This window comes from Pseudoalteromonas sp. DY56-GL79 (assembly GCF_041414765.1).
Taxonomy (GTDB): domain Bacteria; phylum Pseudomonadota; class Gammaproteobacteria; order Enterobacterales; family Alteromonadaceae; genus Pseudoalteromonas; species Pseudoalteromonas piscicida.
Window position 1 is genome coordinate 112,907 of sequence record NZ_JANHZS010000014.1, and the last position, 13,471, is coordinate 126,377.

General features: G+C 42.7%; 12 protein-coding genes. 10 read left to right on the plus strand and 2 right to left on the minus strand.

Features of this window, described 5'->3' with window-relative positions:
• Positions 1 to 5 precede the first annotated feature (5 nt).
• From NO992_RS11835 to NO992_RS11870, 8 genes are all read left to right on the plus strand, one after another.
• Complete coding sequence (locus tag NO992_RS11835; RefSeq protein ID WP_371377347.1) at positions 6 to 1,166, plus strand: hypothetical protein; 1,161 nt, start codon at positions 6 to 8, stop codon at positions 1,164 to 1,166.
• A 248-nt stretch (positions 1,167 to 1,414) separates the two neighbouring features.
• Complete coding sequence (locus NO992_RS11840; RefSeq protein WP_371377350.1) at positions 1,415 to 2,503, plus strand: 12-oxophytodienoate reductase; 1,089 nt, start codon at positions 1,415 to 1,417, stop codon at positions 2,501 to 2,503.
• Positions 2,504 to 2,561: 58 nt separating this feature from the next.
• Entirely contained in the window at positions 2,562 to 3,548 is a 987-nt protein-coding gene (locus tag NO992_RS11845) for an L-tyrosine/L-tryptophan isonitrile synthase family protein (RefSeq protein ID WP_371377353.1), read from the plus strand.
• The gene (locus NO992_RS11850) at positions 3,541 to 4,188 is read left to right on the plus strand and encodes an HAD family hydrolase (protein WP_371377356.1); all 648 of its coding nucleotides are present in this window, start codon (positions 3,541 to 3,543) and stop codon (positions 4,186 to 4,188) included. The genes NO992_RS11845 and NO992_RS11850 overlap by 8 nt, the downstream gene beginning before the upstream one ends.
• Positions 4,189 to 4,197: 9 nt before the next feature.
• Complete coding sequence (locus tag NO992_RS11855) at positions 4,198 to 6,402, plus strand: L-tyrosine/L-tryptophan isonitrile synthase family protein (RefSeq protein WP_371377359.1); 2,205 nt, start codon at positions 4,198 to 4,200, stop codon at positions 6,400 to 6,402.
• Positions 6,403 to 6,414: 12 nt separating this feature from the next.
• Positions 6,415 to 7,602 (plus strand): acyl-CoA dehydrogenase family protein, encoded by a 1,188-nt coding sequence (locus NO992_RS11860; RefSeq protein WP_371377362.1) that lies wholly within the window; start codon positions 6,415 to 6,417, stop codon positions 7,600 to 7,602.
• A gap of 66 nt (positions 7,603 to 7,668) precedes the next feature.
• On the plus strand, positions 7,669 to 9,117 hold the full coding sequence (locus NO992_RS11865) for an aminotransferase class V-fold PLP-dependent enzyme (RefSeq protein WP_371377366.1): 1,449 nt from the start codon (positions 7,669 to 7,671) through the stop codon (positions 9,115 to 9,117).
• 111 nt (positions 9,118 to 9,228) lie between these two features.
• Positions 9,229 to 9,438 (plus strand): hypothetical protein, encoded by a 210-nt coding sequence (locus NO992_RS11870; protein ID WP_010368721.1) that lies wholly within the window; start codon positions 9,229 to 9,231, stop codon positions 9,436 to 9,438.
• Between the two features lie 93 nt (positions 9,439 to 9,531).
• Here the strand turns inward: NO992_RS11870 and epmB are convergent, their stop codons facing one another.
• The gene (gene epmB, locus NO992_RS11875) at positions 9,532 to 10,548 is read right to left on the minus strand and encodes an EF-P beta-lysylation protein EpmB (protein WP_371377369.1); all 1,017 of its coding nucleotides are present in this window, start codon (positions 10,546 to 10,548) and stop codon (positions 9,532 to 9,534) included.
• A gap of 42 nt (positions 10,549 to 10,590) precedes the next feature.
• Here epmB and efp point away from each other — a divergent pair, with 42 nt between their 5' ends.
• Both efp and epmA read left to right on the plus strand, forming a co-directional pair.
• Complete coding sequence (gene efp, locus NO992_RS11880; protein WP_017217199.1) at positions 10,591 to 11,157, plus strand: elongation factor P; 567 nt, start codon at positions 10,591 to 10,593, stop codon at positions 11,155 to 11,157.
• Between the two features lie 67 nt (positions 11,158 to 11,224).
• A complete protein-coding gene (gene epmA / locus NO992_RS11885) occupies positions 11,225 to 12,199 on the plus strand; it encodes an elongation factor P--(R)-beta-lysine ligase (RefSeq protein WP_371377372.1) in 975 nt (324 codons plus the stop codon).
• On the opposite strand, the gene NO992_RS11890 is transcribed toward epmA, so the two are convergent.
• Positions 12,196 to 13,410 carry a methyl-accepting chemotaxis protein gene (locus tag NO992_RS11890; RefSeq protein ID WP_371377375.1) on the minus strand — a complete coding sequence of 405 codons (1,215 nt, stop codon included), beginning with the start codon at positions 13,408 to 13,410 and terminating at the stop codon, positions 12,196 to 12,198. The two genes, epmA and NO992_RS11890, sit on opposite strands and share 4 nt — an antisense overlap.
• Positions 13,411 to 13,471: the final 61 nt, after the last annotated feature.

A 13,471-nucleotide genomic window follows, 5' to 3' on the forward strand; every position in this document is an offset into this window, starting at 1 on the left:
TAGAGATGAAGTTAATAATGATGCTGTTAGTCGGTGTGTTAACCACCTTTGCTTGTATTGCGGATGTGGACATTAGAGGTACTGCGAACTTCAGCCAGCGACAATATACGGATGCGCAACCAGAGCACCATGAGAGTCAATCTTTGATTTTTATTGAGCCTGAAATATACCTGCCAATCAATACAAATTGGAGTGCACTTGCCAAACCTTATGCAAGGTACGACAGCCTCGGAGCTGCAAGACATCAGTTAGATTTTAGAGAGCTTAATCTGAGTTACATTAATGGTAACTTTGATGCAAAGATAGGAGTGAGTGAGGTATTTTGGGGCGTTACAGAGTCCCAGCATTTAGTTGATATTGTTAACCAGACAGATGTTTTAAGTAGTATTGATGGCGAAGATAAGCTCGGTCAGCCTATGCTACAACTTAATTGGCTTCATGGCAGCGGTTCGCTGCAAATGTTTGTAATGCCATACTTCAGAGAGCGAAATTTTGCTAGCAAAGTACAGCGTTTACATCCTGATGTTGTCATTAGTTCACAGTCTAAATATGAAGATAACCAAGAAAATAGCCATACAGATTTCGCATTGAGAGCGACAAATTCTTTTGATAGTTGGGAGCTTGCCGCTTCATATTTTATTGGTACAAACCGTACACCGAGCATGCTACTGGAAAATGGCCACTATACACCTTATTACAGCCAACTTACCCAGTATGGATTGGAAGTTCAGGGGGTTTTCGGCGGATGGCTGATTAAGAATGAAACCATTTATCTAAAAGGCCTACATGATTGGGCTATCGCGCATACTAGCGGTTTTGAGTACACACACGCAGGTGCTTTAGGTCAAGCAGATTTAGGTTATTTGGTTGAATATAGCTTTGATGAATTAGATGAAAACAGCACTTCCAGTTTCCAGAATGACGTCTTTTTTGGGGTTCGAGTTGCAATAAATGACGTTTCTGGGTCTGAGTTATTGATCGGTGCCATTCATGATATTGACGCGCATCACTGGTCGATGTTTAGAGTAGAAGGTAGTACACGAATAACTCCCGCTTTGAGATTAAGAACTGAGATATGGGTCGGGGATGAAACCAGAGAAAACGATCCGTTTTTTAGCACGAAAAAAGATGACTTTATTCAGTTAAGTATTGAGTATTATTTTTAAATGTTAATTATTTAAATGAACATCCTGCAATATTAGTTATTTTCAATTTTAAAATTTCCCTTTTGATTTTTGCCCCTTTTTAGGGGCTTTTTTGTTTGTGATTAACATAATAAATATTTTGTAACAAAGTTGTTTATTGTGTTTATATCTTGTGTCAATAATTGGCTGGTTTTGGTCGGTAATTGCCATAAAAAAGGTTCTACGAAAACATACAATAATTCTATTATTTATTTAATGATGGAACCAAAATGGAGTATTTAAATAAACTGGTTAGTTCAATAAATGCGCCAGTCTCAATATCGAATCTACAGCTCAACAATCGCGTTGTAATGGCACCTATGACTCAGGAAAGCTCTGTAAAGCATATTCCTGGTAAGGTGCAAGTCGAACACTACGGACAAAGAGCAAAGCATGGCGTTGGTCTCATCATTACAGAAGGAACCGTTATTCCGCATGCATCTGCTAATGGACATTTCAACGTCCCGCTTATGTATTCGGAATCCGCACTGTCGGGTTGGCGCAAAGTGGTTAATGAAGTGCACCGCTTTGACAGTAAGATCTTTGCGCAGCTTTGGCATGTCGGTGGTGTAAGAGAAGCTGCAATGCCACCTGAAGTTGGTGTACCTGCAGTTAGCCCCAGCGGACTGTCAGCGCCAAATATACCAAATGGCAAAAAGCTAACTATCAAGGAAATTGACGAGGTCATTGCTGCGTATGCAAATGCTGCTAAGAATGCACAGCTTTGCGGGTTTGATGGTATTGAAATACATGCTGCCCATGGATACTTGATCGATCAATTCTTATGGCAAGCGACTAACTTACGAAGCGACCAATACGGTGGTGGGGCAAAAAACCGTTATCGCTTTGCTGCCGAGGTTGTGACTGCTATCCGTGATGCGGTTGGTCCCGATTTCACTATCGGTTTCCGTTGGTCTCAATGGAAGATTCAGAATTTTTCAGCGCGTGTTTTCCAATCACCAGAAGAATTAGCTCCTTTCTTGCAAACAGTTTCCGAGGCCGGTGTGGATGTTTTTCATACGAGCACAAGAAGGTTTTGGGAGCCTGGATTTGAAGGCAGTGAAAGGACACTGGCAGGCTGGACAAAAGCGATTACACAAAAACCTTGTATAGCCGTTGGGGGAGTCGGACTTGGTAATGACTTCTTGCTCGGTGGGCCGTCAAGCGCCAGTCAACATGTTTATGAAAGCTTGATCCGGGGACTAGAAGAAAATGAGTTCGACTTGATTGCAGTAGGTCGAGCGCTACTCGCAGACCCTGCGTGGTTCTCAAAATTAAATCAAAGAAGTACGAAAAATAATAACCATGTTTTGGCTTAGCGATATTTTCGCTAAAGCGCCAAGCATTGGATGAATAAGTTTATAAGGACTGAGATTTATGTCAAACCAGAATGTAGCGGAGTTATCCCGTCAGATACTGCAACTCATATTTCGTGAGCGAAAGTTGGTAGAGTCCGAAGTTTCGCAAGCGGACGAGATCCATGAGTATTTAAGTGAAGATGAACTGTATCCTCACTTGGATAAAATAGAGCGGATGGTCGCGAAGGGTGAGCCGATAACAATGGTATTACCGGCCTATCCGAGAAAATCACCAAATCGCAATAAAACATTGAGTAAATACCCTGATTTAGCCGAGAAGCATTCTATCGATATGCTTCATGTACTTTGCGACAGAATTGAAAAAATCTATTCGCCGGGTGTAAAGGTATTAATTTGTTCCGATGGGTATGTGTTCTCTGATCTTGTACGGATCCCCGATACAGACGTACATAGTTATACCGAGGCTATCAAAGAGTATTACAGCAGCAATTATCCTACCCAATTCGATTTTTACGACATTAAAGATGCCTTCCCCGAAATAAAATGTTTAGACGCGATGCGAGAAGAGTTAATGATCCGCTATGGTGAGTCATTGGTTAGTTTAACAAATCGCTCGCAAAGCGAAAAAGAAACTCGCTCCATGTATCAAGGAATAACTAAGTTCTTATTTGAGGATTTTCTTGGTTTAGTTGAGTTTGCTGGGGTGAGTAAAACTCAGGTACAAAAAGCGGCTAAGTCTACGGCCTTAAGGGTAATTCTTCGAAGTAATGCTTGGAGTAAGTTGCTGGAAGTGAGATACCCAGAAGCCTTGAGATTATCCATTCATCCACAATTTAGAATTTCGCAAAAAATCGGTATTAAACTCGCTAATTCAGCAGATTGCTGGCGCACACCATGGCACTCAGTCGCAGTACTGAAAAAGGATCAAATTCACCTTGCTCACAGAAATATGGTGAGCGAAAGCAGTCACCGATTGATGTTTAGTCAAGGAGCGCCAAGCCATTATGTAATGTCTTGGGAAAATGGAGCTGCAGCGCATGTATAAGCTCGCAATTTTCGATCTGGATGGCACCTTGATTGACACGCTCAGCAGCATCACCACGAGCGTCAATATTTTGCGCGAAAAAGGCGGGCTTGACGCGGTGGCGCAAGATGTTGTTTTACCATTTATTGGTAAGGGAAGTGCAAACATGCTGCAAGCACTGTGCGGAGCCTCTACTGGATCGATACATGAGACTGTAGCTGCATACAACAAAGTATATGACGACAACCTATTCACTCAGCTCACTGTTTATCCCAGCATAGTGCAGTTACTTGAAAGCTTGCATGCACAGGGAGTGAAAACCGCAGTTGTAACCAATAAATATCACCGTCAGGCGCTGGATGTATTGGAGTACTGTTTTAAGCATTTCGCATTCGATGCAATTCAAGGTGTCACCGATGAAGCGCTCAAAAAGCCGAATCCTACTCAGACTTTAAGGCTTATTGAAAAGCTTAGCGTTCAACCTAATGAGGTGGTGTTTATTGGTGACTCTGAAATCGATCAGTGCACAGCACAGGCCTCGAATATTGATTTCAGGTTTGTTACTTGGGGATACGGTGTGGCAGAGCAGCTTAAGCTTAAAGCCGATGAAATTGTGAGTTCGGCTACAGAATTACAAAAATCAATTTTAAGAAGTGTTTAAGAGAACATCATGGAAATTTATAATTATATAAAAATAAACGATAAGGTTGCATTAGCAGGTCAGCCATCAGCACATGAGTTTGAAGTGTTGATAGCAAATGGTGTGAATTGCGTTATCAACATTGCACCATATGACGAGCGTTATTCTATCGAGAATGAAGCTGAACTAGTTGAAAAGCTCGCTGCGACATATATTTATTACCCAATTGATTTTGCGAACCCAACTCTTGCCGACTTTGCAAAAGTAGAAGCATTGCTTTTGGATAACCAAGATAACAATGTGCTATTACATTGCGCTGCCAACTACCGAGCTTCGCTGTTATTTGGGCATTTTGCGATCCGCCACTTAGGCTGGAGCCGAGCAGAAAAAAATGCCTTAATCAATCAGATTTGGTCATTGGATGATTTCCCTGCTTGGAAGGTTTTAGATGAAAAGTTAGAGGCTGGATTAAACGATGATATTAATACGTGGGTAGCTGATGTTATCGAAAAGTACTTAGTACAAACTGGTGACGGTTTTGCAAAGCAGGGTCGAGCTGAGCTCGCAAAAGCTATTGCGGCATTTACGAGCCAAGACCAAGCAGTGCAGCTTGTGCTACCTGGGTTTCCTTGCAAATCACCAAATATAGATGCGAAATCATTTTCTAACTTACCAGATTATGGTGAGGTATTGGCCTTAGAGCGAATGCAGTCTTTGTGTGATGATATCCAAGATATTTATCCAGTTGGCGCGAAATTAACCATTATTAGTGATGGCGCAACTTTCTCAGATCTTGTTGGTGTCGATGACGCTATTATGCAGGAATACAATGCGGCATTAAGAACGTTAACCATAACTCATGACATACAATGGGCAGATTTAACCGATTTATGTCAATTAGAAAAAGCAAACTCAGAGTATGACTCTGCTTATCTAAGAAAGCAGCTACTTAAGAATTTAACGACGAATCCCAGAGCACTACAAAATTATACTGATAAGGTTAAAAAAGATGCGCAGCTTCGCATCGAACATGATGATTTATGTAGCTACCTATATAACGATGTTTGTCTTGTACATCTCTCACAAAATGATAGAGACGATTACTTAGCAAGCATATGCGATAAAGCCTACGAGATAATGTTTCGAGGAAAGGCGCTGACGCATAGCATCAATGAACGATTCTCAAACCATATCCGTTTATCAACGCACCGATACGACAATACAGGGCCAAAGTTTACTATCGCTTTGTCGGCGAACAATCAACAAGTGCTAGCACCTTGGCATGCTGTTCCTGTGATGCGTTTGAATGGCAATGTCGAGTTGATGCCGCATGCAACGGCTAAGGAGCTCAATGTTGCTAATGTGACTTTCGAAAATAGCAACTGGATGTATATAGAAGTTTCAGAAGCGCGCTTTACAGCAATGCAGTTTGAAGTGCTGAAGTCACCACGTTTCGGACTGAGAATAAACCTACCTTCAGATATCACCTATCAAGAGTTGTCTCCTCAATTCCTCACGATGTTAAGTCAAGAATTTGGTTTTGTTTTACTACCAAATGCAGGCCTTGAAGAAGAGCAGGCATTAGTCGAGTTAACTGCGCCTTTTGGTGAGATTTATCAATGGCAGTTTGGACCTGTTCACGTGGTGAAGCCTGAAGAGAAACCTCATGGATTTGTTCACTCCATTGAAAAAACACCATTACATTGGGATTTGAGTATGTTACCGCTCGATCATGAGCGTGTTATTGATAATGAGCGTTTCTACGCATCAACCTTTTTACTTTACTGTAAAACCGCTGCGCAGCCCGGCGAAGGGCAAACAACGATTGTTGACAGCCGTAATGTGTTGAAGCTTGCAGGTCGAAAAAAGGTGAGAGAGTGGCAAGAAACAGAAGTTATCTATTCCACAAAGATGACTTATTTTGGCGGTGTGCCGCGCGTGTATCCTTTGGTGTTTGAACACCCAAAAAATGGTGAGTTATTACTGCGTTATCAAGAGGGTAGCGACTCTCAGTTGCAAACTTTTGAACTGAGTTCAGAGCAACTGGAAAGCAATGCATTTAATGCGCTGATCTCTGAAGTCAACGCATTGTGTTATGACGAGCGCTGCATGATTGCCCATGATTGGCAGGATGGTGACTTAATCATAGTAGACAATCATTACACCCTACACGGAAGGTTGCCCATGACGGAGCTTTCGATGAACCGTGAAGTGTGGCGAGTACAGGTAATTTAAGGAATATATAAAATGAATAACAAAATGACATTTGAACAAATAGATAACAATATTGATGGAATTATTAATCAAATAGCTGCGGCGAGTGCAGATATTGAAGCACTGAGAAGATTACCAGAAAGCACGGTTACTCTGCTCAAAGAGACTGGTGTATTCAGTATGGCGATGCCAAAATCAATGGGGGGCGCTGAGCTAGATCCAATCAATCAAATTAAATTGATTGAGAAAATATCTCGAGCCAATAGTGCGGCAGGGTGGTGCACTATGATCGGTTCAGACAGTGGTTACTTTGCAGCAATGTTACCTCAAGAGCTGGCAACAAAAACCTATCCAAACCCTCATGTCATCAGTGGTGCAGCTCTATCACAAACGGGTAAAGCGCGTAAAGTTGCGGGCGGTTATATGGTAAGTGGTCGCTGGCCCTTTGTCAGTGGTTGTAATAATGCTGAGTGGTTGATTGCGGGTTGTAAGGTGTATGACGGTGAAGACATGGTGTTACTAGAGGGAGATATTCCGCAAACACTGCAATGTTTTTTAAATATGTCAGATCTCGAAATCCTTGATACTTGGCATGTGATGGGGCTACGGGGCACTGGTAGTAATGATGTCGCATTACAGCAAGAGATATTTGTGGCCGAAGAAATGACGTTTAGCTTTCAGCAACCAAGAAGTTTTCAGGATGGGGCGCTTTATCAATTCCCCATGGCCTTTATGTTTAATTTCTCTGCTGTACCGCTTGGGGTGGCACAATCTGCATTAGACTTTTTCCTTTCGGAAGCAAATAAGCCAACCAGGCAAGTGCATCAGGCAGGGCAATTTTTAAAAGGCCGGGCATTAAAAGATGAATCTTTTGTACAAGGTGCAGTTGGCGAAGCGGCAACTAAACTTAGAGTGTTAAGAGCATTTTTGTATCATGAAGTTGAGCAAATCTGGTCTTTATTGAAGCAAGGTGAGATGCCTTCTCCTGTACAACAGGTGGCCTTTTTAGCTGCTACCACTGAAGTATTTAGTGGCTGCCAAGAGGTTGTAGAAACGTTAGTTAAGTGTCGTGGTGGTTCGGCGGTTTATCAGGGAAACCCATTAGAGCAAGCGCTTCGAGACATCGTCACTATGAATCAACACGCCATGACATCGCCGCGTAATCAACATCAATTGGGGAGAGCCTTACTTGGTGTTCCTCCAGAGCAAATCTTACTTTAAAAGGTGCAACCCGTATCCTTGATACGGGTCATCTCCTACACTTGTTAAAGAGCAAGGAGCCACGAAATGAATTCGTTAGAAAACTACTTTTTTCCTTACCGCAAGGGAATTATAGGTACAGAGCACAAGGTTTCTAGAAATAATCAGAGCAAGTCTTTAATTTATGCTGATTGGACGGCTAGTGGGCGATTATATGAGCCAATTGAACGCTATATAAATCAAGAGCTAGGGCCTTATATTGCCAACACCCATACTGAGTCCAATGAGACTTCTCGGGTGATGACTAAGGCATACCATGAGGCGCAAGATATTATCAAAGCGCATGTTAATGCGGATGATAATGACATCTTATTGTTTACTGGAAATGGTTCAACAGCGGCTGTAAATAAGTTGCAGCGTTTAATGGCATTGAAAAGCCCTCGTGTTGGTGATGAGCCCCTTCCCGTGGTTTTTGTTACACATATGGAGCATTACTCAAATCACGCTTCATGGCTGGCGTGCGACGTCGAAGTGGTTGTTATTCCTGCGGCTAAAGGTAAGCCAGCATCAGACTTAGCTGCCTTTAAACGTTTATTATCCGCATACGAGGGGCGTAAGATCATTGGTGCATTTAGTGCGGCCTCTAATGCATCGGGTGTATGTACACAACTCAGTAGCTTAGCGGCTTTAGTACATCAATATGGTGGTGTTTGTATTGCCGATTTCGCCGCCGCAGCCCCGTATCTTGAAATCAATATGCACCCAGAGCGTGACGAGTGCCGTTTAGATGCGGTTTTTTTCTCCCCACATAAGTTCCTTGGCGGTCCAGGTGCTTCAGGTGTGCTGATATTTAATAAAAATTTATATCAGCTAAATACGCCAGATCAACCCGGTGGTGGTACAGTGGAATCTGTAGATAAACAGGGTAATCCCACTTACATCGCAGACATTACACAAAGAGAAGATGGTGGAACGCCTGGTACATTACAAGCTGTTCGTGCTGCTTTGGCTGTGGTACTAAAGGAAAAAATGGGAGTGAAAAACATTCTTGCAAGAGAAAAAGAGCTCAGATTTTTACTTGCACAGCAGTTACGAGAAATTTCAGGCCTTCATATTGTTGAAGATCAACCAGTTGAAAAACTGGGTATTATTTCCTTCTTTGTTAATAACCTAGACCACAATGACATTGCTGAGGAGTTAGATAACCAATTTGCTATCCAAGTTCGAGGTGGGATCTCTTGTGCAGGTTATTATGCACATCATATTTTTAAGAAGGAATTTGAAAAGCTTGGATGTGGTGTAAAAAGTGCGACGCCAGCAGGCTGGGTAAGAATTTCGTTACACCCAACAATGACGACAGCAGAAATCAATGAAATCGGCACTGCCGTTAAGGTTGTTGTAGAGCAGCTAAAGTCGAGTAAAAAAGCTAGTAGTAAATTGAGCGCAGATAAGCTGATGGCTCTTCGTGAGGTGGAACTATTTTCGCCTACAATAAACTGGAATAAACAGAATGAAGGAGTAGCAGTTGGTGTTTAACCTTTATTTTTTCGTTATTATGGATGATGAAATAAGTTAAAATTTATCCTAAAGGTTTAGTTTTTTACGTCGATAACTAACCTGATCCATCAAAAAGTCAGGTAATCACTTATGAATATTTCCGGAAGTAACCTACCTGCTATGTCTGGAGCTGGTCAAAGCGGTGAAGTATACAGCGCCGTTTTGGCAAAAAAGCAACAGAAAGCAGATGGACAAGCCGCGCTTGCTTTAATTGAATCTGCGGGCAGCAGTGCAGCAGCACAAACGCCAGCTAAATCAGTGACAGCAACGCTAGGCAACAACATCAATACATATGCGTAAGCTTATGTCTGATGGCACGTTGTCTTCGGCATGTCCGATAGATATGTGCAAAGCAATCGGTGCTAGGGTCATTAGCACCGATTTTTTGCTATTTTAGTCTAGTAAATTTAAGTCAATCGGCGTTTTACTTGGCTGACCACCAATTTCTCGCACTAATTTAGGCACCAAGAATCCCGGCAGTACTTCTAAAAGCTCAGCCATTATCGCCTTGGCTTCACGCTCTTCTACATCAAAATGACTAGCGCCTTCTACCTTATCGAGTAAATGCAAATAATAAGGCAGTATATCTGCATCGAACAGGGCTTCACTCAATTGGGCTTGGGTTGCGACATCGTTATTAATTCCTTTAAGTAGCACAGCTTGGTTTAGCAAGGTCACATTGGCTTGTTTAAGCTTTTGCATTGCCGCTTTAAAAGTACCATCGATTTCATTTGCATGATTAATGTGATTTACCAAAATCACCTTTAAATGACTCTTTGCTAAACGTTGGCACAATTCCTCGGTTACTCTCGCTGGGATCACCACCGGTAAGCGGCTGTGAATACGTAAACGTTTGATTTGTGGTATAGCCTCTAACTGTTCTAGCACCCAAGCTATCATGTCATCTTTGGCCATCAGCGGATCACCGCCACTTAAGATCACCTCATTGATTTCATGATGGGCGCGCAAATAATCAAATACAGGCTCTAAGGTGCGTTTGTTGACCTGATTATCCTGATAAGGGAAGTGGCGTCGAAAACAGTAGCGGCAGTTGACCGCACAACCAGTTTTTAGCATGAGTAATACCCTAGAGCGGTACTTATGTAACAAACCTGGTACAGGCGCGTCTTGTTCTTCGAGTGGATCTTTACTAAATCCCGCTTCAGTTAAATATTCCTGATGTACAGGTAACACTTGTAAAAGCAAGGGATCATGACGATCTCCGTGGCGCATTTTAGCGATAAATGGGCGAGGTACTCGCATAGGAAACAAGCGCTTAGCTGCAAAGTCTCGTGCATCAAACTGGTCATGCAACCCCAAGATGTTGAGTAGCTCTTGTGGGTCGGTGACAACATTTGCTAATTCTTTTTGCCAGTTAGTCTGCAAATTTACTTCATTTATTTGTATCATTAGCAGGTTAATTACTCGAATATACGTAGATTAGAGGATACGATGGCGAATTATAGCACCAACGAGTTCAAGGGCGGCCTAAAAATTATGATGGACGGCGAGCCTTGTTCTATCTTAGAAAATGAAATGGTCAAGCCTGGTAAAGGACAAGCGTTTAACCGCGTTAAAATCCGTAAGCTTATCTCAGGTAAAGTACTAGAGAAAACATTTAAGTCTGGCGACTCAGTGGAAGGCGCAGACGTAATGGATACTGATCTAGCGTATTTATACACTGATGGTGAGTTCTGGCATTTCATGAACAACGAAACATTTGAGCAGATCGCAGCTGATGAAAAAGCACTTGGCGATAGCGTAAAATGGTTGGTTGAAAATGACGTTTGTACTATCACACTGTGGAATGGTAACCCAATCGCAGTAACACCACCTAACTTTGTTGAGCTTGAGATCACTGAAACCGATCCAGGCCTGAAAGGCGACACTGCGGGTACTGGTGGTAAGCCTGCAACGCTGAGCACAGGTGCTGTTGTCCGTGTTCCTTTGTTCGTTCAAATTGGTGAAGTGATCAAAGTTGATACGCGTAGTGGCGAATACGTAAGCCGCGTAAAATAATAGCGTAAAGCAATTTACGATGTTTTATAAATCCCAGCATGTTGCTGGGATTTTTTTGGAGTAAACAATGACGGTGAACAATTGGCAGCCAAGTGCAACGATAGAGACGCTTAGGCAAAGGGCTGCGATTTTAGCGAAGATACGGCACTTTTTTGCTGCTCGTGATGTGATGGAAGTTGACACGCCGAGCCTTTCTCAAGCCTCAGTGACCGATCCTCACTTAGATACTTTCCATACTCGATTTGTTGGCCCAAATCACAGCCAAGGTTTGCCTTTATTTTTACAAACGTCACCTGAGTATGCGATGAAAAGACTACTTGCCGCGGGTAGTGGTGCGATTTTTCAATTATGTAAGGCTTTTCGTAACGAAGAGTCAGGGCGTCATCACAATCCAGAATTTACGATGTTAGAGTGGTATCGTCCGGGCTTTGACGAATTTGACTTAATGGCAGAAATCGATGAGTTGATGCAGATGTTATTGGACTGTCCTGCTAGTGACTCGATGACTTACCAGCAAGCCTTTGAGACCCATCTTGGATTTGACCCTTTAAGCGTGTCGCTGACGGAATTGAAAGCGCACGCCAATAAATACGGTTATGGTGATATTGCAGCTATCGAGAATAATCCAGATACTTTACTGCAATTGCTATTTTGCATGGAAATTGAGCCTAAAATCGGTCAGCAGCAACCTTGTTTTGTTTATCACTTTCCGGCATCGCAAGCGGCACTGGCAAAACTTAACCCGAAAGACAATCGCGTTGCAGGGCGTTTTGAGCTCTATTACCGCAACATGGAACTCGCCAACGGATTTAACGAATTGACGGATGCAGTAGAGCAAAGAGCGCGTTTTGAGCAAGATAACCAACTCAGAGCTGAGATGGGATTGCATCCAGTGCCGGCTGATGAGCGGTTATTGGCTGCACTTGACGCGGGGATCCCCGATTGTGCTGGTGTTGCACTGGGAATAGATAGGCTAGTCATGCTGGTGCTAAACAAAGCGAGTATCAGCGAAGTGCTCACATTTGATGTTTCGCGGGCTTAGCGCCGCGAAACAAAGCGAGTAAGTTCTTTTTGAGTGGTTTCTGTGAGCTTTTGGGCACTTTGGCATTCAGCTAACGCGCCATCAATTTGTGATTTAGATTGCTGACCCAGTTCGACAATTTGTTGCACTGCTTGGTGGGTATGTTTTTGCGTTTCTTCAAGTTGGTGTACCGCACTAACGATTTCTTCTAATTGCGCTTGATTGCGTTCAAAGTCATCACTCATCGAAATAAAGCCTTGAGAGGTATCGCTGATGGCTTTCTCTGCTGAGCTTGAATGAGAAATCAATTGTTCTGATTCTTGATTGGTTTCACCGACTAGCACATTCATTTGATTGATAAAATCGCTGATCTGGCGGGTGGCCGCATTGACCTTGACCGACAGCGCACGAACTTCATCGGCAACCACTGCAAAGCCACGCCCAGCTTCACCTGCTCGAGCTGCTTCAATTGCTGCATTGAGCGCAAGCAAGTTGGTTTGGTCAGAAAACTCTTCAACCATTTTTAGAATGTTGCGAATATTCTCACTATTTTCTTTCAGGCCTGAAACCGTCGATGAGAAGTTACCTAGTAGCGTGGTGATTTGTTTTACTTCAGCGACAAGCTTAGTTAACGACTGTGATGAACCGCGAACAAAGTGCAAGCTTTCAGTGTTGGCCTGATAAACCTGATCGGTATTGTGCACAATACTTTGTAAACTGTGGCTGACCTGATCGGAAGCGGCAATAATCGTGTCACCTTGGCTCAGCTGCTGCTGTCCATACTTTGCGGTACTTTGCATGGAGCTGGTGATATCGCGGTTGCTTTGTGTCGCCGCAGCGGCACTTTCGTATGTTTTTTCCAATAAGAGACTAAGGTGGGTGGTAAAGGTGTTGTACTGCTCGCTTAAATCTCTAAATTCGTCATAAGTGAATTGTGGCAGTTTCGCATCTAAGTTACCGTTTTGGCGATTAACACGCTCCAATGACTCTTTCATCGCTTGTACAGGTCGTACGATTAAAAAGCGCATATAGAAGACGGTAAACGCAAACGCAGCAACAATCACAATAGTGATAAGCCAAAACAATCCCATACTCGAACCAGAGTGAGCAAGTTCAGAATACAGCCAGACCAAGCTAATAACCTGAAATAGGAGTAAAAAGCCTAAATTGCCAACAATTTTACGAGAAAGGGTATAGAAAAACGTCTGTTCTACAAAATTATAAATGCGCATATATAAACTCATATTGGGCTCATCATTGTGCCACTTTATTTGTCTCAGTATAGATGAGCTA

Excerpts from the sequence above, each read along its gene's own strand:
- NO992_RS11835 (WP_371377347.1), top strand. The coding sequence starts at position 6 with ATGAAGTTAATAATGATGCTGTTAGTCGGTGTGTTAACCACCTTTGCT.
- NO992_RS11840 (WP_371377350.1), top strand. The coding sequence starts at position 1,415 with ATGGAGTATTTAAATAAACTGGTTAGTTCAATAAATGCGCCAGTCTCA.
- NO992_RS11845 (WP_371377353.1), top strand. The coding sequence starts at position 2,562 with ATGTCAAACCAGAATGTAGCGGAGTTATCCCGTCAGATACTGCAACTC.
- NO992_RS11850 (WP_371377356.1), top strand. The coding sequence starts at position 3,541 with ATGTATAAGCTCGCAATTTTCGATCTGGATGGCACCTTGATTGACACG.
- NO992_RS11855 (WP_371377359.1), top strand. The coding sequence starts at position 4,198 with ATGGAAATTTATAATTATATAAAAATAAACGATAAGGTTGCATTAGCA.
- NO992_RS11860 (WP_371377362.1), top strand. The coding sequence starts at position 6,415 with ATGAATAACAAAATGACATTTGAACAAATAGATAACAATATTGATGGA.
- NO992_RS11865 (WP_371377366.1), top strand. The coding sequence starts at position 7,669 with ATGAATTCGTTAGAAAACTACTTTTTTCCTTACCGCAAGGGAATTATA.
- NO992_RS11870 (WP_010368721.1), top strand. The coding sequence starts at position 9,229 with ATGAATATTTCCGGAAGTAACCTACCTGCTATGTCTGGAGCTGGTCAA.
- epmB (WP_371377369.1), bottom strand. The coding sequence starts at position 10,548 with ATGATACAAATAAATGAAGTAAATTTGCAGACTAACTGGCAAAAAGAA.
- efp (WP_017217199.1), top strand. The coding sequence starts at position 10,591 with ATGGCGAATTATAGCACCAACGAGTTCAAGGGCGGCCTAAAAATTATG.
- epmA (WP_371377372.1), top strand. The coding sequence starts at position 11,225 with ATGACGGTGAACAATTGGCAGCCAAGTGCAACGATAGAGACGCTTAGG.
- NO992_RS11890 (WP_371377375.1), bottom strand. The coding sequence starts at position 13,410 with ATGCGCATTTATAATTTTGTAGAACAGACGTTTTTCTATACCCTTTCT.